Genomic DNA, 19426 nt, shown 5'->3' on the forward strand with positions numbered 1-19426 from the left:
GCCATTGCCGCACCGCACCAAGCCGGCCGGCTTGGGCGATGAGCATCGCCGCCCCCACGGGGGAGCGGCCAAGGCATGCCTTGGACGTGGTGCTGCTCACCTGTCCACCTTGACGCCCGACACCTGCACCACGCGCGCCCATTTCTCGGTCTCGGCGGCGATGAGCGCGGCAAAGCTGGCGCTGCCGCTGCCATGCACCAGCATGCCGCGGCTGGTCAGACGCTCCCGCAGCCCAGAGCCGGCAAGCGCCGCAACGCTGTCTCGCTGCAGGCGGGCCAGTTGCTCGGCCGGCTGGCTGCTGGGCGCGAACAGGCCGATCCAGGCGCTGGCCTCATAGCCCTTCAACGCCGGGCCGCCCGCCTCCTCGACGGTGGGCAGCTCCGGCATGCTGGGGCTTCGGCGCGCGCTGGTGACCCCCAGGGCCAGCAGCTTGCCGGCCCTGATCTGCGGCAGAGCCCCGGGCAACGTGTCGAACATCAGGTCCATGTTGCCTGCAATGACGTCCTGTTGCGCAGAGACCGTGCTGCGGTAGGGGAAGTGCAGCATGTAGGTCTGGGTCAAGCGCTTGAACAGCTCGCCGGCCAGGTGCGAAGGGTTGCCATTGCCGCCCGAGGCGATGTGCAGCCGGCCGGGCTGGGCCGTAGCGGCGTGCACGAGGTCGGCAAGCTTGCGCACGCCCAGGGCCTGGGCGACGGCCGGGTTCATGACCAGGACTAGCGGCACGGTCGCGACCAGGCACAGGGGTGCGAAGTCCTTCACCGGGTCGTAGGGCAGGCGGCGCGACAGCAGCGGGTTGATGACGTGCGTGCCGACGCTGCCCATCAGCAGCGTGTGGCCATCGGTGGCGCTGGCGACCTCGGCGCTGCCGATATTGCCGTCGGCGCCAGGCTGGTTGTCGACCGAGACCGGCTGGCCCAGGCGGCGCTGCAGCTCGGGCGCGAGCAGACGCGCGGCGACGTCGGAGGCGCCGCCGGCGACATAGGGCACGACCAGGCGCAGCGGTCGCGCCGGCCAGGACTGAGCGGACACCGACGAGGTGGCCAGCCAGAACAGCAGGCCGCGGCGTTGCAGGAGGGCACTCATGACGGACCGGGCAATTGTCGGAGTTGGACCTGGCCGTTGATGCAGGCGGCGTCAAAGTCTTGCAGCAGGGTCGCAAGCATATTCGCGTCCGGGGCCTCGACGGCCGTGATGCCGACTCCGCGGTTGCGCCCTTCCGCCTTGGCCTTGTAGAGCACCATGTCGGCCCAGTTGACGGCCTGCTCCCAGTGCAGGCGCAGCGCCGGCGCTGCCGCGCCGCCCGAACCAGCCGGGCTTCCGATCGGGAAGCTCGCGAAGCCGATGGAGGCGGTGACCCGCAGAGGGCCGGTAGGCGTATCGATCGGCTCACTGCCGATGCTGCGCAGGATGCGCTCGGCCATCAGCGCCAAGTCGTCGCCCGGCAGCGACGGCGCGAAAACCAGGAACTCCTCGCCACCCCAGCGCACGACGAGGTCTGTGTCGCGCACTGCCGCCCGGATGCGGCGGCTGACCTCCACGATGACGGCGTCGCCGGCCGCGTGGCCATGCCAGTCGTTGACGTTCTTGAAGTGATCGATGTCGATCATCATCAGCGCGCCCTGGAAGCCCTCGACCTTCTCCTCGCGGGCACGCTGGTCCATGACGGCCAGGAAATGGCGGCGGTTGGACAGGTCGGTCAGCGGGTCGCGCTCACTCTGGGCGCGCAGCAGGCTCTGGTTGGCTGTGAGGCGCGCCTGGGCGCGGCGCATGCGCAGCAGCGTGACGCCGATCAGCGCGAGGGAAAGCAGAAGCAGCGCACCGACGGCCAGCCCGACCTTCTGCGCCAGCAGGCGGTTCTCCAGTTGCTGGTCCTTGAGCTGGCCGTCACGGGCCAGCAGGTCCAGGTCGCGCCGCTTGGCGGCGCTGTCGTACTTGCGGCCCAGTTCCTCCAGCGCGGCAGCGCGGTTGCGCTCGTTGGCGCGCGCATTCAGCTCGCGCTCGCCATGCAGCGCTGCAAGGGCTTCCTTGTACTGGCCGGCTTCTGCCCAGGTGTCGGACAGCTCGCGCAGCTCACGGGCGCGCAGCACGAGGTCGGCCGGATCGACCCCGAACTCGCTGACCTTGACGAGCTCCTGGCGGGCCTGTTCAAACTGGCGCAGCTTGATGTAGGCGACGGCGAGGTTGTGGTGCAGGCTGCGCTCGTAGAAGCGGTCGCCAAAGCGCTGCAGCACCGGCATGGCGCGCTGGCCGGCGGCGAGCGCCTCCTTGAGCAGCCCCAGGTGCATGTAGGAGTCGACGAGGTTGGAGCGCAACTGCGCGGCGAGATGGGGCGCGTCGGCCTGCTCGGCCAGCAGCAGGGCCGCCTCGAAGGCACTGCGCGAAGCGCTCATGTCGCGGGCTCGGCGCTCGATGGCGCCCTCGTAGTTGCGCACCCGCGCAGCGGCCACGGGATCACTCACCGCCTCGGCTTCGGCGGCCTGCAACTCGACACGCGCGACGTCGATGCGGTCCTGGGCCTGCAGCGCGACGGCCAGCATGCCCAGGCTGAGCGCGGCCAGGTGCCTGTCCTCGCCGGCACGGGCCAGGGCCAGCGCCCGCCTGACACCGGCCTCGGCCAGCACAAAGGCGCCCTGGTTGTACTGCTCGCGCTGCAGGATGCGCAAGGCCTCCCAGGCGCTGCGGAAGTCGCAGCCCAGCTCGCGCACAGCGCGCTTCTCGTCACCGGCCGGGCAATGCCTGTCCAGGCCGGCGAGGGCACGTGCGGCAAGGGCGCCGGCAGGCTTGCCGGCACGCTCCTGGGCCAGGGCGCGCAGCAGCCAGCCGCGGTCCTTGCCGTCCTCGCGGGCCATCAGCTGCGTGGCGATGGCATCGGCGGCCTCGACACGGCCCGCATGCAGCAGCACGCGCGCACGCGTCATCAGCCACACCGCCTCGCGTGGCTGGCCGGGCTCGGCATGGGCGGGCCAGCGCCGCGCGAGCTCGGCCAGCATGGCCTCGGGGTCGTCGAAGGCGCGGCGTGCGATGTTGGCCAGCAGCGTGTCTTCGGCCTCGGGGTCCGGTGCGGACTGCGCACAGGCCAGACCGAGCGCCAGCAAGAGGATGGTCGCGATCCTCTTCATGTGCCGTCCACCTGCGAGGCCGGCTCGCCCGCCTCGGCCTGCCGTGCGATGCCTGGCCCGCTCAGCACCTGCAGGCCGACCTGCCCTTCGCTCCAGGCGGCTTCCAGGCGGGCCGTCATCTGTGCGGCGGCCAGCGGGTCCACGGCATCGATGCGCTCGACGCCATAGGCCTTGTTGCGGCCATGCGCCTTGGCAAGGTACATGACCGTGTCGATGAGGTCGATGGCACGCTCCCACGTCAGGCGCAGGCCGTGCGGCGGCACGGGCAGGCTGACGAAGCCGATGGAGGCCGTGACGGGGATGTCGCGCCCGTCCTGCTGCACGGGCCGGCCACCGATGAGGTCAAGCAGGCGCTGCGCGAGCTGGGGCGCGAACAAGCCCTCGCGGCTGCGCGCGACGATGAGGAACTCCTCGCCGCCCCAGCGCACGATAAGGTCGTCGTCGCGCACGGCCTGGCGCAGCCGGCCGGCGATCTCGATGAGGACCGCGTCGCCGGCCGCATGGCCGAAGCCGTCATTGATACGCTTGAAGTGATCGATGTCGATCAGAAAGACGCTGGCCGCCAGGCCCTCGGCGCTGGACAGGCTCTTGATGGCGGCCTGGAAATGGCGGCGGTTGGCCAGGCCGGTCAGCGGATCGGTCTCGCTTTGACGCTTCAGCGAGGCATTGCTGTGGGCGAGTGCCTCGTTGGTGCGGCGCACGCGGCGAAAGGCCTGGTACAGCAGGCCCAGCGACACCAGCACGCAGCCGCCCAGCGCCGCCCACAGCATCAGCGCGAGGTTGCGCTGATGGACCTGCTCGGCCTTGAGCGCGTTGTCGCGGTTCAGCAGCTCGATGTCCCGGGCGCGCTGCTCGGCGTCCTGGCGCTCCTGGGCCTCCAGCAGCAGCTTGCGGGTCTCGTCGCGCAGCACGCGCTCGCTCACGCGGCGGTGCTCGCGATAGGCGTTGACGGCGCCGGACAAGTCGCCGGCCTTCTCGAGGTAGCCGGCCAGTTCCTCCCAACCGGCCGAGGCATACGACAGCGCGCCCTGCTGCTCGTCCAGCATGATGCCGCCACGCACGTCCTCGCGTCCCTCGGCGATGCGGCCCATGGCGATCTTGGCCAGGCCGATGTTGGAGCGGGCGACGCTCTCGGCATTGAAGTTGCGGGTGGCGCGCGCCAGCGGCAGGGCCTGCTGGGCCAGCTCCAGAGCCCGCGCCGGATGGCCCTGGCGCAGGTGGTAGTCGGCGAAGTTGGCCAGGCCCAGCGCACGCACGGAGTCTGCGCCAGCGCGCGTGGCCTGTTCCAGCGCATCGGAGTTGGCCTGCAGCGTGATGCTGGAGTCGCTGTCGTTGGCGTAGAGGATGCCGCGCATCGTGTAGACGCGGTTCAGCGTCATCGGGTCGGGGTCCTTCTGGGCCTCCGTCAGTGCCTGGGCGATGAGCTGGCGCGCACGCGCCGGCGTGTCGGCACGGTTGGACGTGAAGGCCAGGTCCACCAGCGTGAGCGCGACGCGCCAGGGCTGGCCGATCTGCTCGGCCAGGCGCAGGGCCGAGTGCCCATAGTTCAGCGAGCCGTCGAGCTCACCCGAGTCTCCGCTGATGGCGGCGAGCTGGTCGTAGTAGCGCCAGCGGAAGATCGGTGCGGCCGCGTTGAGCTGGGCGGCATCGACTGTCAGCAGCAGCTTGCGCGCCTCGCGCAGGTCGCCATGGGCACGCAGGTACTCGGCGCCAACGCTGGCAGCCGCGACGATGGCGGTCGGGCGCAGCTCGCCCGCCGGCCATTCGCGCAGTTGCTGGCCGATCTGTTCGCTCTGCGCGCGATCGCGCGCCATGGCCACCAGCCAGCCGCGCAAGGCCAGTACCTCGAGGTGGGCAGAGCTCCAGGCGGTCAGGCCCTGGGTACGGATGCGCAGTTCCAGCTCAAGCTGGGCGGGCTTGGCGCGGGCGGCACGTTCGATGCGTTCGAGGTCGCGGGCCAGGCTGTCGTCCGGCGCCGCCGATACCACCGCCGGCGGCGTGTCGACGCTGCCGCCCGGCGAGCAAGCGCACAGCAGCGCCAGTACCGCGCACAGCGTGGATCGAGAAGCCAAGGATGATGGGTGCATCAAGTCGACAGCGGGGCACTCGTGCCGCCCCGGGGACGAGATTTCATCGCGGTTCGCCGGCCGCGCCGCACAGGACATGCCCGGGGAGCGTTGAATTTGCACGCCGGCGCGGAATCAACTTGTTACAAGTTCTGGCTGGCAGGCCCACTGTAGCCGCGCGGCACCGCACCGAGCAGGCGGCGCGTGTAGTCCTCGCGCGGCGCCCGGATGAGCTCGGGCGTGGCCGCCTGTTCGACGACATCGCCGTTCTGCATGACCAGCACTTCGTCCGAGATGAACTTCACGACGGCCAGATCATGGCTGATGAAGATGTAACTGAGGCCGAACTCGTCCTGCAGGTCCTTCAGCAGGTTGAGCACCTGGGCCTGCACCGACACGTCCAGCGCCGACACGGCCTCGTCCAGCACCAGCACCTCGGGCTGCAGCGTCAGGCAGCGCGCGATGGCGATGCGCTGACGCTGGCCGCCCGAGAACTCGTGCGGGTACTTGGCCATCGCGGACTCGTCCAGGCCCACCTTCTTGAGCAGGGCAACGGCACGCGCCTCGCGTTCGGCGCTGTCCTTGCCGATGCCGTGGATCTCCATCGGCTCGCGCAGCGTCTGGCCGATGGTGAAGCGCGGGTTTAGCGAGGCATAGGGGTTCTGGAACACGACCTGGATGCGGCGACGCATCTGCTGCCAGTCGGCACCGCTCATCTTCAGCAGGTCGCGGCCCTCGAACAGCACCTGGCCGCCGGTGGGCTCGTGCAGGCGCAACAGCGTCAGGCCCATGGTGGTCTTGCCCGAGCCGGACTCGCCGACCACACCCAGCGTGTGGCCCTTGCGCAGCTTGAAGCTGACGCCCTTGACGGCCTTGAACTCGCGCTTGCCGAACAGGCCCTGCTTCAGCCAGAAGCTCTTTTGCAGGCCGGTCGCTTCCAGCACCACGGGCGCGTCCGCATCCTTGGCCTTGACGTCGGTGGCCGCAGCGCGGCCGGCGATGTGGTCGTCGATGACCATCAACCGCGCCGGGTTCTCGGTGAGCGACGGCCGGCAGGCCAGCAGGGCTTTGGTGTAGGCGTCCTGCGGGTCGTTGAAGATCTGCGCCACCGGAGCGTTCTCGCGCACCTGGCCGTGGCGCATGACGACGACCTGGTCCGAGATCTCGCCGACGACGCCCAGGTCGTGGGAGATGAACAGCAGGCTCATCTTGTGCGATTCCTTGAGCTTCGCCATCAGCTCCATGACCTGGCGCTGGATGGTCACGTCCAGGGCGGTCGTGGGCTCGTCGGCGATCAGCAGCTTGGGCGCACAGGCCAGCGCCACGGCGATCATCACGCGCTGCTGCTGGCCGCCCGACATCTCGTGCGGGTAGGCGCCCAGGCGGCGCTTGGGCTCGGGGATGCCGACCTCGTGCAGCAGCTCCTCGGCGCGCACCAGGGCCTGGCGGCGGCTCATGCCCATGTGCTTCATCAGCGGCTCGCAGATCTGCGTGGCCACGTTGAAGACCGGGTTCAGCGAGCTCATCGGGTCCTGGAACACGCAGGCGATGTCCTTGCCGCGGATGCCCTGCAGCTCCCTGGTGCCCGCCTGCAGCAGGTCGCGGCCCTGGAAAAGCACGCGGCCTTCGCGCTCGGCATTGCTGGGCAGCAGGTTGAGGATGGACATGGCCGTCACGCTCTTGCCCGAGCCGGACTCGCCGACCAGGGCCACCGTGCTGTTCTGCGGCACATCGAAGCTGACGCCCTTGACGGCCAGCTGGCGCTGCATGACGCCATCGGCCTTGCCCATGCGGAAGGCGACCTTGAGGTCTTGGATGCTGAGGAGCGTGCTCATTCGAGGCCTCGCAGCTTGGGGTCGAGCGCATCGCGCAGCGCATCGGTGAAGAGGGCAAACGCGGTGACGAAGACGGCCATGAAGGCCGTCACGGCGGCGAGTTGCCACCAGTAGCCGAGGATCATCTCGTTCTGCGCCTCGGCCAGCATGGTGCCCCAGCTGACCTGGTCCACGCCGACACCCAGGCCCAGATAGCTCAGGATGACCTCGCTCTTGATGAAGCTGACGACGTGCAGCGACAGCTGCACCAGCGCCACGTGCGACACGTTGGGCAGGATGTGCTTGAACATGCGCGACCACTGCGAGGCCCCGATGGCCTCGGCGGAGCGCACGTACTCGCGCACACGATGCTTGATGAACTCGGCGCGGATCAAGCGGTAGATGCCGGTCCAGCCGGTCAGCGCCAGGATGGCCACGATGGCCCCCATGCCGCGCGGGAAGATGGCCGCGAAGGCAAAGATCAGCAGGATGCTGGGGATGGCCGTGAAGACGTTGTAGACCCACTCCAGCAAATCGCCGACCCTGCCACCGAAGAAGCCCGACACGGCGCCCAGCACGGTGCCGATCAGCGTCGCAACGATGGCTGCCGCCAGGCCCACGACGATGGAGACCTCGGCACCCTTGATGACCTTGGCCAGCACGTCGCGGCCCAGCCGGTCGCCGCCCAGGGGCAGGGTCTCGGCCTTGGGCACCTCGTCAGTCTTGAAGGCCTTGGCGCGCTCGGCCCACTCGCCGTAGCGGGAGCTCAGCGGATCGATGTCGGACAGGTCCACGTTGGGGCCCTTGGGCGCGGCGATGGTGCCGGTGTCTTCTGGCGGCTGCGGCCCCAGCAGGGTGGGGGGCGCATTGGGCACGCCCACCTCCTGCTGCCAGCCCGACGCGACCACGTTGACGGCGGCCAGCAGCACGAGGACGAGGAAGGCGCCGACGACCCACATCGACACGACGCCGACGCGGTCGGTGCGCAGGCGCCGCCAGGAGGCGGCCCAGACGCCACCGCTCGACGTCGCGGCGGCCCGGACCGGGACGGATGAGGAGGAAGAGGTGACGGCGCTCATTTCAGGACCACGCGCGGGTCGACAAGCTTGTAGAGCAGGTCGACGAGGAGGTTGACCGTCATCGTCAGCGCGGCGAGGTAGATCGCGAAGGCCTGGATGACGGGGTAGTCGCCGCGGTTCACGGCCAGCAGCAGTTCACGGCCGAGGCCGGGAATGGAGAAGAAGACCTCGATGAGGAAGCTGCCCACCAGCACGCCCGGCAGCAGCACCGAGACGTTGGTCAGGATGGGGATCATCGCGTTGCGCAGCACATGCTTGAGCAGCACGGTGCCCTCGGTCATGCCCTTGGCGCGCGCTGTACGCACGTAGTCGTGGCCGATCTCGTCGAGGAAGAAGCTGCGGTACAGGCGGATCTGCGGCGCCATCGACACGGCCACCGCCACCAGCACCGGCAGCGGCGCATACGTCGTCAGGTTGGTCCAGTGGCTGCCCGTCCAGCCCTGCACCGGGAACCAGCCCAGTCGGAAGGCGAACACATACTGCGCCAGGATGACGTAGACCAGCAGCGAGATGGACACGGCCACCGTCGTGCAGATCATCACGGCGCGATCCGTCAGGCTGCCTCGCACGGTGGCCACGGCCAGCGCGAACGGGATGGCCAGCATCACCTCCAGCACGAGGATGGGCAGCGTCACCGTCAGCGTGGCCGGCAGCCGCGTGGCGAACAGGTTGGCCACCGACTCGTTGGTGGCCCAGCTCTTGCCCCAGTCGAAGGTGACGATCTGCTGGATGAAGATCCACAGCTGCTCCCAGACCGGCTTGTTCAGGCCGAGCTGCTCGCGGATGGATTCAATCTGCTCCGGGCTCGCATTCAGCCCGCCGAGGATGATGGCCGGATCGCTGCCGAAATACTTGAAGAGGAAAAACACCAGCAGCACGACACCGAGCAGGGTCGGGATCATCTGCCACAGGCGTCGGATGAGATAGGCCGCCATTCAGGACTCCAGCGGGGCTCCAGAAATTGCAAACCCCGCCGTGGATGCGGGGTTGCACGAAGAAACGGGCCGGAGTCTATGCGAGGCGACTTGTGCCCTGCCCTGACGGTTTCACTAGACTGCGCCCTTCTTTCGAGTCTGCGCCCCCCGTGATGAAGCTTTTCCCCCTGCTGACCGGCCTGCTGCTGGCCTGCGCAATGAATGCAGCCAACGCCCAAAGTCCTTCGCAAGAGAAGGTGCTGCGCTACGCGTTCAAGATCGCCGAGACCGGCTTCGACCCGGTGCAGATCACCGACGCCTATTCCAAGGCCATCGTCGGCGGCATCCTGGACGCGCCGCTGGAGTACGACTTCGGCGCCCGCCCCTTCAAGCTGCGCCCTGCCACGCTGAGCGAGATGCCGGAGATCAGCGCCGACTTCAAGACCATCACGATGAAGGTCAGGCCCGGCATCTACTTCTCCGACGACCCGGCCTTCAAGGGCGTCAAGCGCGAGCTGACCGCCGCCGACTACGTCTACTCGGTCAAGCGCCACTACGACCCCAAGCTCAAGAGCGGCAACCTCTACCTGCTGGAGAACGTCAAGATCCTGGGCCTGTCGGAGCTGCGCACCGCGCTGATGAAGGCCAAGAAGCCGTTCGACTACGACCGCGAGGTCGAGGGCCTGCGGACGCTGGACCGCTACACCTTCCAGCTCAAGCTGGGCGTCGGCGACCCGCGCTTCGTCCAGCAGTTCGCCGACGCCGGCTTCCTCGGCGCCGTCGCGCGCGAGGTGGTCGAGTTCTATGGCGACAAGATCATGGAGCACCCGGTCGGCACCAACGCCTGGCGGCTGGCCGACTGGCGGCGCAGCTCGCGCATCGTGCTCGAGAAGAACCCGAACTTCCGCGACGTGCGCTACGCCGAGGTGGCGCCGCCCGACGCCAGCCCGCAGCTCAAGGCCGAGGTCGCGGCGCTGCAGGGCCGCAAGCTGCCGCTGGTGGACCGCGTGGTCATCGACGTCATCGAGGAGGCCCAGCCGCGCTGGCTGTCCTTCCTGCGCGGCGAGGCCGACGTCATCGAGGAGGTGCCCATCGACTTCGCCGGCGTCGCCATGCCGGGCGGCCACCTGGCGCCCAACCTCGTCAAGCAGGGCATCACGATGACGCGCTACCCGCGCGCCGACATCTCGCTCTCCTACTTCAACATGGAGGACCCGGTCGTCGGCGGCTACACGCCCGAGAAGATCGCGCTGCGCCGCGCGATCAACCTGGCCGTGGACCTGGACAAGGAGATCCGCCTCGTGCGCCGCGGCCAGGCCATCATGAGCCAGGGGCCCATCCCGCCCGTCGCGTTCGGGCACGACCCGGCGTTCAAGTCCGAGATGACCGAGTTCAACCTGGCCAAGGCAAAGGCGCTGCTGGACATGTATGGCTACAAGGACCGCAACGGCGACGGCTGGCGCGAGCAGCCCGACGGCAAGCCGCTGACCATCGAGTACTCGACGCTGGCCGACGGCGAGCGCCGCCAGCTCGCCGAGCAATGGCAGAAGAACATGGCCGCCCTGGGCATCCGCATGACCTTCAAGATCGGCAAGTTTCCCGAGCAGCTCAAGGCCGCCAACGCCGGCAAGCTGCAGATGTGGGGCGTCGGCTGGGTGGGCACGACGCCCGACGGCGACACCTTCCTCGCGCTGGGCTCCAGCGCCGCCAGCGGCAAGGCCAACAAGCCACGCTTCGAGCTGCCCGCCTTCGATGCCATCTACGAGAAGCAGAAAACCCTGCCCGATGGTCCCGAGCGCCAGGCCCTGATGACCGAGGGCCAGCGCCTGCTCATCGCCTACGCACCCTACAAGTTCCACGTGCACCGCATCTGGACCGACATGGCCCAGCCCTGGGTCAAGGGCTACAGCCGCAATATCTTCGTGCGCGACTTCTGGAAGTACGTGGACGTCGACCCCTCCGCCCAGCCGCAGGCCCATTGATGAAGCAACTCTTCGCCGCCCTCGCCGTCTGCTCCGCGCTGCTCGCGCCCGCCCAGGCGGCCGAGCCCGTGAAGACCTTCCGCTATGCCTTCCAGGTCGCCGAAACGGGCTTCGACCCCGTGCGCCTGTCGGACATCTACTCGCGCACGCTGACCGCGCACATCTTCGAGGCCCTCTACACCTACGACCCGCTGGCGCGGCCGACCAAGATCGTGCCGCTGATCGCGGCGGCCGATCCCGAGGTCAGCGCCGACTACAAGACCTTCACGATCCGGGTGCGCCCCGGCATCTACTTCGCCGACGACCCGGCCTTCAAGGGCATGAAGCGCGAGGTCACGGCCCAGGACTTCGTCTACAGCATCAAGCGCTACGCCGATCCGGCCAACAATGCCCAGGGCTGGATCAGCTACGAGGACGCCGGACTCGTCGGCCTGGCCGAGTTGCGCGACAAGGTCATCAAGTCCAAGCAGCCCTTCCCCTATGACACCGAGGTGGCGGGCGTGAAGGCGCTGGACCGCTACACGCTGCAGGTAAGGACGAACGAGGCCCGTCCGCGGCTCATCGAGTCCATCTTCGCGGGCAACGACCTCTACGGCGCCGTGGCGCGCGAGGTCGTCGAGTTCTATGGCGACAAGATCATGGAGCACCCGGTGGGCACCGGCCCCTTCGTGCTGAAGGAATGGCGGCGCAGCTCGCAGATCGTCTTCGAGCGCAACCCGAGCTACCGGGAGCGCCACTACGAGGCATTCCCGGCGCCCGACGATGCCGAGGCACAGGCCATATACGCCAGGTTCAAGGGGCAGCGCATCCCGCTGGTCGACCGCGTCGTCGTCGACGTCATCGTCGAGCGCCAGCCTCGCTGGCTGGCCTATCTGCGCGGCGAGCACGACTTCATCGAGCGCGTGCCTGAGGAGTTCATCACCCAGGCCGCGCCAGGAGGCCATCTCGCGCCCAACCTCGCCAAGCAGGGCATGAAGGCACGGTTCACGCTGGCGCCCGACATGCTGCTGACCTGCTTCAACATGAATGACCCCGTCGTGGGCGGCTACACGCCCGACAAGGTGGCGCTGCGCCGGGCCATCTCGCTCGCCTACGACGTGCGCAAGGAGATCCTGCTCGCGCGCCGTGGCCAGGGAGTGCCGGCCCAGGCCCCCATCGTGCCGCACACCAGCGGCTACGACCCCGCCTTCAAGAGCGAGATGAGCGACTACGACCCGGCCCGCGCCAAGGCCTTGCTCGACATGTACGGCTACGTCGACAAGGACGGCGACGGCTGGCGTGACCTGCCCGACGGCAGTCCGCTCGTGCTGACGCGCAACACCGAACCGAACTCGCTGTCGCGCTCCATCGACGAGCTCTGGGACAAGGCACTGAGCGCCATCGGCATCCGGCTGCGCCTGAAGATCCAGCAGTGGCCCGAGAACCTGAAGGCCGCCCAGGCCGGCAACTACCAGATGTGGCCGGTAGGCTCGACGGCAGCCCAGCCCGACGGCCAGGGCGCGATGCAGCGCCTGTACGGCCCGGCATCGGGCACGCAGAATCTGCCGCGCTTCAAGGATGCCCGCTACGACGCGATCTACGACCGCATGCAGGCCATGCCAGATGGCCCGGAGCGCGAGGCCCTGTTCAAGGAGGCCAAGCGCATCGCCATCACCTACATGCCCTACAAGGTGCATGTGCACCGCATCCTCACCGACATCGAGCAGCCCTGGATGAGCGGCTATCGCCGGCCCCTGTTCTGGCTGGATTTCTGGCAGTTCGTGGATGTCGAGCCGGCCAAGCAGCCTGTCCGCTGATTTCCGAGGCCGCATCCCACCGATTCGACCGCCTGTCGCAGACGGCTCGCGCCTGCATGCAGGACCGCTAGGCTTCGCCTCATCAACCGCTAAGGAGCCTCAAATGAACGACGCAGAAGAACTCGGCAAACTGGCCGACCTGCACGCCCGCGGCGTGCTGAGCGACGAGGAATTCGCCAAGGCCAAGGCCCGCCTGCTGGGTGGCCATGCCCCGAGCGGCGCGGGCGCCAGCACCACGCCCCCCAACCTCGGCGCCGTCAACGGCCTGCGCCGCTCCCGCCTGGACCGCTGGGTCGGCGGCGTCTGCGGCGGCATCGCCCGCGCCACGGGACTGGACTCCTGGGTCTGGCGCCTGATCTTCACGGTGCTGTTCCTGGCCTTCGGCAGCGGCATCCTGCTCTACATCCTGCTCTGGATCTTCGTGCCCGAGGAGTAAGCCACATCCTGTCGGCTTCGCCCGCCCCCAAGGGGCCGGGCGGACGCGGGGATCGCCGAAGGGGTCAGCCCGGAGGGCCTGTTGAAGATTCATCGGTATGCTGGATCGCAAAATCCAGGAGACAGCCGATGAAGCAGCTTGCGGGGCTTGACGCCAGCTTCCTGTACCTCGAAACGCCGCAGATGCCGATGCATGTCGGCGCGCTGCACCTGCTGGAGCTGCCTGCCAGCTACGACGGCGACTATGTCGAGGACCTGCGCGAGCACATGCGCTCGCGCATGCCATTGCTGCCGGCCCTGCGACGGCGGCTGCTGGCGATGCCGCTGGGCCTGTCCAACCCCGGCTGGGTGGATGCCGACCCCGACCTCGAGGAACACATCGTCGAGATCGCGCTGCCCGAGGGCAGTGGCATGGCCGAGCTGGAGGCGCAGGTCGCCGAACTCCACCCCGTGCTGCTGGACCGCAGCCGCCCGCTGTGGAAGTTCCACGTCTTCACCGGCCTGGAGCCCGGCCATGAACCGGGACATGAAGGCAAGCCACGCGTGGCCCTCTACACGCAGCTGCACCATGCCGCGGTGGACGGCCAGGCCGCCGTGGCGCTGGCCCAGGTCATCCTCGACCTCAACCCCGAACCGCGCGCCATCGAATCGCTGGCCGCCCGCGGCAAGAAACGCGGCCAGTTGGGCACAGTGGGCATGCTGCGCGCGGCTGTCTCCCAGCAGTGGAAGCAGACCGTCAAGCTGGCACGCTCGCTGCCCAGCGCCGCCGGCATCCTCGGCAACATGGCGGCCGGCTACGTCGGCGGTGCGGCAGCCGGCGCCTCTGCGACCAAGCTGCGCACGCTGCTGGCTGATGTCGCTGCGCAGACGACGGCGTTCGTGCGCGGCAGGACCTCGGTATCGAGCCTCGGCCCCGCGCCGCGCACGCGCTTCAACGTCAGCCTGTCGGATACACGCTCGTTCGCCGGCGTCACGCTGCCGCTGGCCGAGCTGAACCGCACGCGCCGCCGCCACCAGGCCAGCCTCAACGACGCCGTCCTCTTCATCATCGGCGGCGCGCTGCGCCGCTACTTCGCCAAGCACGGCCCGTTGCCGCGCAAGAGCCTCATCGCCGCCGTGCCCGTGTCCACCCGGGCCGCAGGCGACACGACGTCCAACAACCAGGCCACGATGACCTTCATGAGCCTGGGCACGCACCTTGCCGATCCGGCCGACCGGCTGGCTCACGTGATCGCATCGGCCAAGGCCATGAAGGCGCAGATGAGCCAGCTCAAGAGCCTGATGCCCACGGACTTCCCCAGCCTCGGCATCCCGTGGCTGATGCAGGCCGGTGCCATGCTCTACGGCCGCGCCAAGGTGGCCGAGAAGCTGCCCGTCATCGCCAACGTCGTCATCTCCAACGTACCGGGACCTCAGGTGCCGCTGTACCTGGCCGGCGCCGAGATGCTGACCAACTACCCCACCTCCATCGCCGTGCACGGCCTGGCGCTGAACGTGACGGTGCAGACCTACAACCAGTCGCTGGACATCGGCCTGATGGCCTGTGGCGAGGCCATGCCCGAGACGGCCGAGTTCGCCGCCTACGTCGAGGCAGCCTTCATGGAGTTCCAGGCCCTGCCGGTGGCCGAGCCCGGTCCGCAGCCCGCAGCGACGCCAAAGGCCGCAGCGAAGAGGCCGGCCGCGGCGAAGAAGACCCCCGCGGCGAAGAAGGCGCCGGTCAAGAAGGCAGCCGCGAAGAAAGCGGCTGCAGCGCCGGCCAAGCGCCGCGCAGCCAAGTCCGCGTGAGACGGCATGGGCGAATCGCCGCAGGGCCTGCCTGAAATACGCTGTGGCCGAAGCCGCACGCACACCCTGACGCCGTCACCCACGCGACACTCCGGCCCCGGGCAAGCACGCGCCGGACCAGAGGTCCCGGCTGGCTAACAATGCAGGGGCTTTGCCCGCTCCCGTTTTCCGCATGCCCGCCATCCGCTTGCCACGCACGTCGCGCCCCATTTCGCGCCAGCCCACGAAACCCGCCCCGTCCCCGGACTGGCACGACCTGCGCGCGCCCAACGCCTGGCTGCTGATGCTGGAAGGCCGTGCGCCGTGGGAGTACGCGGCGCTGCTGGCCACGTTGCCCTGGATGAGGAAGCTGCCGCAGGGCGACGGTCATCCCGTCCTCGTCTTTCCCGGCCTGGGCGCCAACGACCTGACGACGGCGCCGCTGCGCGCCATGCTGGATTCGCTCGGCTACGCCACCCAGCCCTGGGGCCAGGGCTTCAACTTCGGCCCGCGCGCTGGCGTGCTGGAGCAGATCAAGGCCGACCTGCAGGCCCTGTACCGCCGCCACCACCGCAAGGTCAGCCTGCTGGGCTGGAGCCTGGGCGGCATCTATGCGCGTGAGCTGGCCAAGGAATGCCCGGAGCTGACACGCTGCGTCGTCACGCTGGGCACGCCCTTCACCGGCCACCCGCGCGCGACCAACGCCTGGCGCTTCTTCGAGCTGGTCAGCGGCCACACGTCCAACGACCCCGAGCTGATGGAGGCCATCCGCAAGGCGCCACCGGTGCCGACGACCTCCATCTACTCCAGGACCGACGGCGTCGTCGCCTGGCGCTGCAGCGTCAACGAACCCTCCGCGCTGGCCGAGAACATCGAGGTGCAGGCCAGCCACATCGGCCTGGGCGTGAACCCCATCGCGCTGTATGCGCTGGCGGACCGGCTCGCGCAGCCGGAGGGACAGTGGAAGCACTTCGAGCCCAAGGGCGCGCGGCGCTGGTTCTACAAGACGCCGACGCAACCGGAATGAAGGGCGCGCCCGTCGGGCTGCACCCGCAGGCTTAGGCACACCCATGCCCTGGACTTTCGCCCACCCGGCGGCCATCCTGCCGCTGCGGCCACTCTGCCCCCGCTGGCTGTCCTGGCCGGCCCTGATCCTCGGATCGATGGCGCCCGACCTGAGCTACTACGTCGGCCTGCACGGCTGGGCGTCGAAGTTCTGCCACACGCCGCTTGGCGTCGTGACGGTCTGCCTGCCGTTGAGCCTCTTGCTGCTCATGCTGCTGCTGCGCTTTTGCGGGCCGCTGACCGCCCTGTTGCCGGGGCTGCACCGGGCGATGGCCCGTGAGGCGCTGCGGCCGCCGGTGCGAACGGCCTGGGCGAACCTGGCGCTTGCAGTGCTGTCCATCCTGCTCGGGGCGGCCAGCCACGTGCTCTGGGACTCGTTCACGCATCCGGGCCGCTGGGGTCTCGAATGGCTGCACACGCTGAACCGGCCGGCCTTTATCGCACTGGAGCAGCACGTCCACGTCGTTGCGCTGCTCCAGTACCTGAGCACTGTCGTGGGCGTGGCCGTGCTGGCTGCGATGTACGCGCGCGCACTGCGGGCCAGGGGCCAGGCCGCGCCGACACGGCGCGACGCGCAGCGCGTCCGCGTGCTGCTGGCCTGCCTGGCTGGCGCCCTCGCCGTCGGCGCCGCGTCGGCCTACGCGCTCACGCCGGCGCAGCCCGCCTACGCCGCCCACCTGCTGGTGCACGCGGTAGTCTGGAGCACCAGTTGCTTGGCCACGCTGTACGTCATCGCCAGCTGGCTCTGGTGGCGTCGCCACGGCGACGCCTGACCCTGCGTCCACGCCGCACCGGCTTCTCGCGGTAAGGTATCGCCTTCAACCGGACCCTTGACCATGCATCACCACACCCTCGCTGCCGAAGACAAGGCTGCCAAGAAAGACGCCCCCGAGAAGATGGAGGAGCAGCTGCTCTTCAAGGGCCGCTACGTCATGATCTTCGGCGAGATCGACGACAAGATGGCCCACGCCACCTGCCGCCGCCTGCTGGCGCTGTCGCAGGAGAGCGATGCCCCGATCACGCTGCTGATCTCCTCGCCCGGCGGCCATGTTGAGAGCGGCGATGCCATCCACGACATGATCCGCTTCGTGCGGGCGCCGGTCACGACGGTGGGCACGGGCTGGGTCGCCAGCGCCGGCACCCACATCTACCTGGCAGCCCCCAAGGAGCGCCGCCTCGCGCTGCCCAACACGCGCTTCATGATCCACCAGCCCGCGGGCGGTGCCGGCGGCCAGGCCAGCGACATCGCCATCCAGGCCCGCGAGATCATCCGCACCCGCGAACGCATCGCCGCCACCATCGCCCAGGCCACCGGGCAACCGCTGGCGCGCGTGGCCGTGGACATCGAGCGCGACTTCTGGATGAGCACCGGCGAGGCCATCGAGTACGGCCTGGTCTCGCGCGTGATCGAGAAGCAGAGCGACCTGGGCTGATGCCGCTATCCCTGCGCTCCCTGCGTGAACCGCCCTTCACGGGGGTTCACGCGCCCCTGACCCGGCCCGGCAGGCGCTGATGCAGGTCAGCGCCAACGGCGTGCGCATCGAGGTCGACCTCCACGGCCCCGATGACGGCGAGCCGTTGCTGATGATCATGGGCCTGGGCATGCAGCTCATCGCCTGGCCCGATGGCCTCGTCGAGCAGTTGGTGGCGCGGGGCTTTCGCGTCATCCGCTTCGACAACCGCGACGTGGGCCTGTCCCAGTCCTTCGACCAACTGGGCCTGCCCAACATCCCGCTGGCCGCGCTGCTGCACACGCTGCGCCTGCCGGTCAGGGCGCCCTACCAGCTCGCCGACCTGGCGCGCGACGCCGTCGGCGTACTGGACGCCCTGGGGCTGCGCGAGGCCCATGTCTGCGGCGCCTCCATGGGCGGCATGATCGCCCAGCACCTGGGCTTCGCCCATGCGCAGCGCGTGAAGAGCCTGACGCTGATGATGACGACCAGCGGCGACCGCCGCCTGCCCAAGGAGAGCCTGAAGGTGCGCCGTGCGCTGCTGTCGCGGCCGCGGCCCGCGAGCACGCCCGAGCAGAAGCTGGAGAACGTGCTGGACCACTACGTGCGCCTGTACGGCGTCATCGGCAGCCCTGGCTACCCGCCCGAGCCCCACGCGCTGCGCGAGCGCATCGCACACGGCGTGAGGCGCTCCTTCCGCCCCCAGGCAGTGGCGCGCCAACTGGTCGCCATTGCGGCCGACACCCACCGCGCCGAGCGGCTGCCGCGCGTTACCGCGCCCACACTGGTCATCCACGGCCAGGACGACCCCTTGATCCCGGTGGCCGCCGCGCACGACCTGGCGCGGCGCATTCCCGGCGCACGGCTGGAGATCCTGCCCGGCTGGGGCCACGACCTGCCCGAGCCGCTGTGGCCGCGACTGGCGGCGGAGGTGGCGCGCAACGCCGGGCTCTAGGGCCGGCGCACGCGGTCAGCGCGCCAGCGCCTTGACCTCGACCGTGCTGCGCTGCTTGTCATCGCCCTCGACGGTCAGCGTCAACGGCACGGTCTCGCCGACCTTGATCGGCGCCTTCAGGCCCATCAGCATGACGTGGTAGCTGCCTGGCTTGAGCGCAACGGCCTGCCCGGCCGGCAGTGCCAACGCATCGACGGCGCGCATCTTCATGACGCCGTCGTCCATCTTCATCTCGTGGATCTCGACCATGGCCGCCACTGGCGAGCTGGCCGCGACGACCTTGGCCGGCTTGGCCGAAGTCAGCTGCATGAACGCGCCAGTGGCCTTCTGCGGCGCGACGGTGGCACGCACCCAGGGGTCGTCGACCTTGACCTGGGCCTGAGCAGCGAAGGACACGAGCAGGGCGGAGGCGAACAACAGGCGGTGCATGGCGGTGACTTCAACGGGAAAGCTGCCATTTTGATCTGAACAATCAAAGTCGAAAACTGGCCCCCAGGCGGACCCGTTCATGCACTCCACCCGTCCGGCGACGCCAAAAACAGCCTCATTCGGACCCGGCACTGATGCTGCCGGGGGTGCGCTCCCTAAGCACCCTAAGGGATGTTCTAGTCACAACTGTGATGCTTAGGGGAGGCATAACAGGCGTGATATCTCGCAGATCAATGGGAGGGTAACAAGCATTCTTATAGGAGGATCATGTCGCATCCAATCTCGCACATGGATGCGCAGAAGATCTTGCAGTACGACCAGGCGTCTTATCGCGGACCTGCTCGAACACCGCAAATTCTTCATCGCTGAGCTTGGCTTGGCGACCCATGTCAGCAAGGAGGGAGCCCAGCTTCACGCGCCCCTTGGGGCTGATCGCAGATTCCAGGATCTCGCGCACCTCGGCCTCCATGCTCTGACCGTGCTGGGCAGCACGGACGCGCAGAGCACGGTGCACTTCCTCGGAAAGATTGCGAACTGTCAGCATGGCCATGGCGGTT

The 19426-nt window shown here is 68.9% G+C and carries 16 protein-coding genes; 8 read left to right on the forward strand and 8 right to left on the reverse strand.

Translation table 11 applies throughout. The features are described 5' to 3' along the window. Window positions 1-96 precede the first annotated feature (96 nt). The 6 genes from QM732_RS22080 to QM732_RS22105 form a co-directional block, all read right to left on the reverse strand. Window positions 97-1083 carry a Bug family tripartite tricarboxylate transporter substrate binding protein gene (locus QM732_RS22080; RefSeq protein ID WP_415658237.1) on the reverse strand — a complete coding sequence of 329 codons (987 nt, stop codon included), beginning with the start codon at window positions 1081-1083 and terminating at the stop codon, window positions 97-99. After that, window positions 1080-3119, reverse strand: coding sequence for a diguanylate cyclase (locus QM732_RS22085; RefSeq protein WP_415658238.1), 2040 nt, complete (start codon window positions 3117-3119; stop codon window positions 1080-1082). The genes QM732_RS22080 and QM732_RS22085 overlap by 4 nt, the downstream gene beginning before the upstream one ends. Next, window positions 3116-5191 carry a diguanylate cyclase domain-containing protein gene (locus tag QM732_RS22090; RefSeq protein ID WP_415658239.1) on the reverse strand — a complete coding sequence of 692 codons (2076 nt, stop codon included), beginning with the start codon at window positions 5189-5191 and terminating at the stop codon, window positions 3116-3118. Before QM732_RS22090 ends, QM732_RS22085 begins: the two co-directional genes overlap by 4 nt. A gap of 137 nt (window positions 5192-5328) precedes the next feature. Continuing rightward, window positions 5329-7020, reverse strand: a complete 1692-nt coding sequence (locus QM732_RS22095; RefSeq protein WP_415658240.1) for an ABC transporter ATP-binding protein — start codon at window positions 7018-7020, stop codon at window positions 5329-5331. Continuing rightward, window positions 7017-8078 (reverse strand): ABC transporter permease, encoded by a 1062-nt coding sequence (locus QM732_RS22100; RefSeq protein WP_415658241.1) that lies wholly within the window; start codon window positions 8076-8078, stop codon window positions 7017-7019. The genes QM732_RS22095 and QM732_RS22100 overlap by 4 nt, the downstream gene beginning before the upstream one ends. Next, on the reverse strand, window positions 8075-9013 hold the full coding sequence (locus QM732_RS22105; protein WP_415658242.1) for an ABC transporter permease: 939 nt from the start codon (window positions 9011-9013) through the stop codon (window positions 8075-8077). The genes QM732_RS22100 and QM732_RS22105 overlap by 4 nt, the downstream gene beginning before the upstream one ends. A gap of 152 nt (window positions 9014-9165) precedes the next feature. Here QM732_RS22105 and QM732_RS22110 point away from each other — a divergent pair, with 152 nt between their 5' ends. From QM732_RS22110 to QM732_RS22145, 8 genes are all read left to right on the forward strand, one after another. Next, window positions 9166-10974: an ABC transporter substrate-binding protein gene (locus QM732_RS22110; protein ID WP_415658243.1), complete on the forward strand. Its 1809-nt coding sequence runs from the start codon at window positions 9166-9168 to the stop codon at window positions 10972-10974. Then, window positions 10974-12770 (forward strand): ABC transporter substrate-binding protein, encoded by a 1797-nt coding sequence (locus tag QM732_RS22115; protein ID WP_415658244.1) that lies wholly within the window; start codon window positions 10974-10976, stop codon window positions 12768-12770. The genes QM732_RS22110 and QM732_RS22115 overlap by 1 nt, the downstream gene beginning before the upstream one ends. A gap of 103 nt (window positions 12771-12873) precedes the next feature. Next, complete coding sequence (locus QM732_RS22120) at window positions 12874-13206, forward strand: PspC domain-containing protein (RefSeq protein ID WP_415658245.1); 333 nt, start codon at window positions 12874-12876, stop codon at window positions 13204-13206. Between the two features lie 128 nt (window positions 13207-13334). Next, entirely contained in the window at window positions 13335-14990 is a 1656-nt protein-coding gene (locus QM732_RS22125; RefSeq protein ID WP_415658246.1) for a wax ester/triacylglycerol synthase family O-acyltransferase, read from the forward strand. A gap of 172 nt (window positions 14991-15162) precedes the next feature. Beyond that, window positions 15163-15996, forward strand: coding sequence for an esterase/lipase family protein (locus tag QM732_RS22130; protein WP_415658247.1), 834 nt, complete (start codon window positions 15163-15165; stop codon window positions 15994-15996). Window positions 15997-16039: 43 nt separating this feature from the next. After that, the gene (locus QM732_RS22135; protein WP_415658248.1) at window positions 16040-16807 is read left to right on the forward strand and encodes a DUF4184 family protein; all 768 of its coding nucleotides are present in this window, start codon (window positions 16040-16042) and stop codon (window positions 16805-16807) included. A 63-nt stretch (window positions 16808-16870) separates the two neighbouring features. Continuing rightward, complete coding sequence (locus tag QM732_RS22140; RefSeq protein ID WP_415658249.1) at window positions 16871-17467, forward strand: ATP-dependent Clp protease proteolytic subunit; 597 nt, start codon at window positions 16871-16873, stop codon at window positions 17465-17467. 79 nt (window positions 17468-17546) lie between these two features. Continuing rightward, window positions 17547-18440, forward strand: coding sequence for an alpha/beta fold hydrolase (locus QM732_RS22145; protein WP_415658250.1), 894 nt, complete (start codon window positions 17547-17549; stop codon window positions 18438-18440). A gap of 15 nt (window positions 18441-18455) precedes the next feature. Here the strand turns inward: QM732_RS22145 and QM732_RS22150 are convergent, their stop codons facing one another. Beyond that, complete coding sequence (locus tag QM732_RS22150; RefSeq protein WP_415658251.1) at window positions 18456-18869, reverse strand: copper chaperone PCu(A)C; 414 nt, start codon at window positions 18867-18869, stop codon at window positions 18456-18458. A 265-nt stretch (window positions 18870-19134) separates the two neighbouring features. Next, entirely contained in the window at window positions 19135-19419 is a 285-nt protein-coding gene (locus tag QM732_RS22155) for a FitA-like ribbon-helix-helix domain-containing protein (protein ID WP_415658252.1), read from the reverse strand. Window positions 19420-19426: the final 7 nt, after the last annotated feature.

Origin of the sequence: Roseateles sp., assembly GCF_047654805.1 — a bacterium.
Lineage (GTDB): Bacteria > Pseudomonadota > Gammaproteobacteria > Burkholderiales > Burkholderiaceae_C > Pelomonas.

Coding starts and splice junctions, on each gene's coding strand:
- QM732_RS22080 (WP_415658237.1), bottom strand. CDS start 1,083: ATGAGTGCCCTCCTGCAACGCCGCGGCCTGCTGTTCTGGCTGGCCACC.
- QM732_RS22085 (WP_415658238.1), bottom strand. CDS start 3,119: ATGAAGAGGATCGCGACCATCCTCTTGCTGGCGCTCGGTCTGGCCTGT.
- QM732_RS22095 (WP_415658240.1), bottom strand. CDS start 7,020: ATGAGCACGCTCCTCAGCATCCAAGACCTCAAGGTCGCCTTCCGCATG.
- QM732_RS22100 (WP_415658241.1), bottom strand. CDS start 8,078: ATGAGCGCCGTCACCTCTTCCTCCTCATCCGTCCCGGTCCGGGCCGCC.
- QM732_RS22105 (WP_415658242.1), bottom strand. CDS start 9,013: ATGGCGGCCTATCTCATCCGACGCCTGTGGCAGATGATCCCGACCCTG.
- QM732_RS22110 (WP_415658243.1), top strand. CDS start 9,166: ATGAAGCTTTTCCCCCTGCTGACCGGCCTGCTGCTGGCCTGCGCAATG.
- QM732_RS22115 (WP_415658244.1), top strand. CDS start 10,974: ATGAAGCAACTCTTCGCCGCCCTCGCCGTCTGCTCCGCGCTGCTCGCG.
- QM732_RS22120 (WP_415658245.1), top strand. CDS start 12,874: ATGAACGACGCAGAAGAACTCGGCAAACTGGCCGACCTGCACGCCCGC.
- QM732_RS22125 (WP_415658246.1), top strand. CDS start 13,335: ATGAAGCAGCTTGCGGGGCTTGACGCCAGCTTCCTGTACCTCGAAACG.
- QM732_RS22130 (WP_415658247.1), top strand. CDS start 15,163: ATGCCCGCCATCCGCTTGCCACGCACGTCGCGCCCCATTTCGCGCCAG.
- QM732_RS22135 (WP_415658248.1), top strand. CDS start 16,040: ATGCCCTGGACTTTCGCCCACCCGGCGGCCATCCTGCCGCTGCGGCCA.
- QM732_RS22140 (WP_415658249.1), top strand. CDS start 16,871: ATGCATCACCACACCCTCGCTGCCGAAGACAAGGCTGCCAAGAAAGAC.
- QM732_RS22145 (WP_415658250.1), top strand. CDS start 17,547: ATGCAGGTCAGCGCCAACGGCGTGCGCATCGAGGTCGACCTCCACGGC.
- QM732_RS22150 (WP_415658251.1), bottom strand. CDS start 18,869: ATGCACCGCCTGTTGTTCGCCTCCGCCCTGCTCGTGTCCTTCGCTGCT.
- QM732_RS22155 (WP_415658252.1), bottom strand. CDS start 19,419: ATGGCCATGCTGACAGTTCGCAATCTTTCCGAGGAAGTGCACCGTGCT.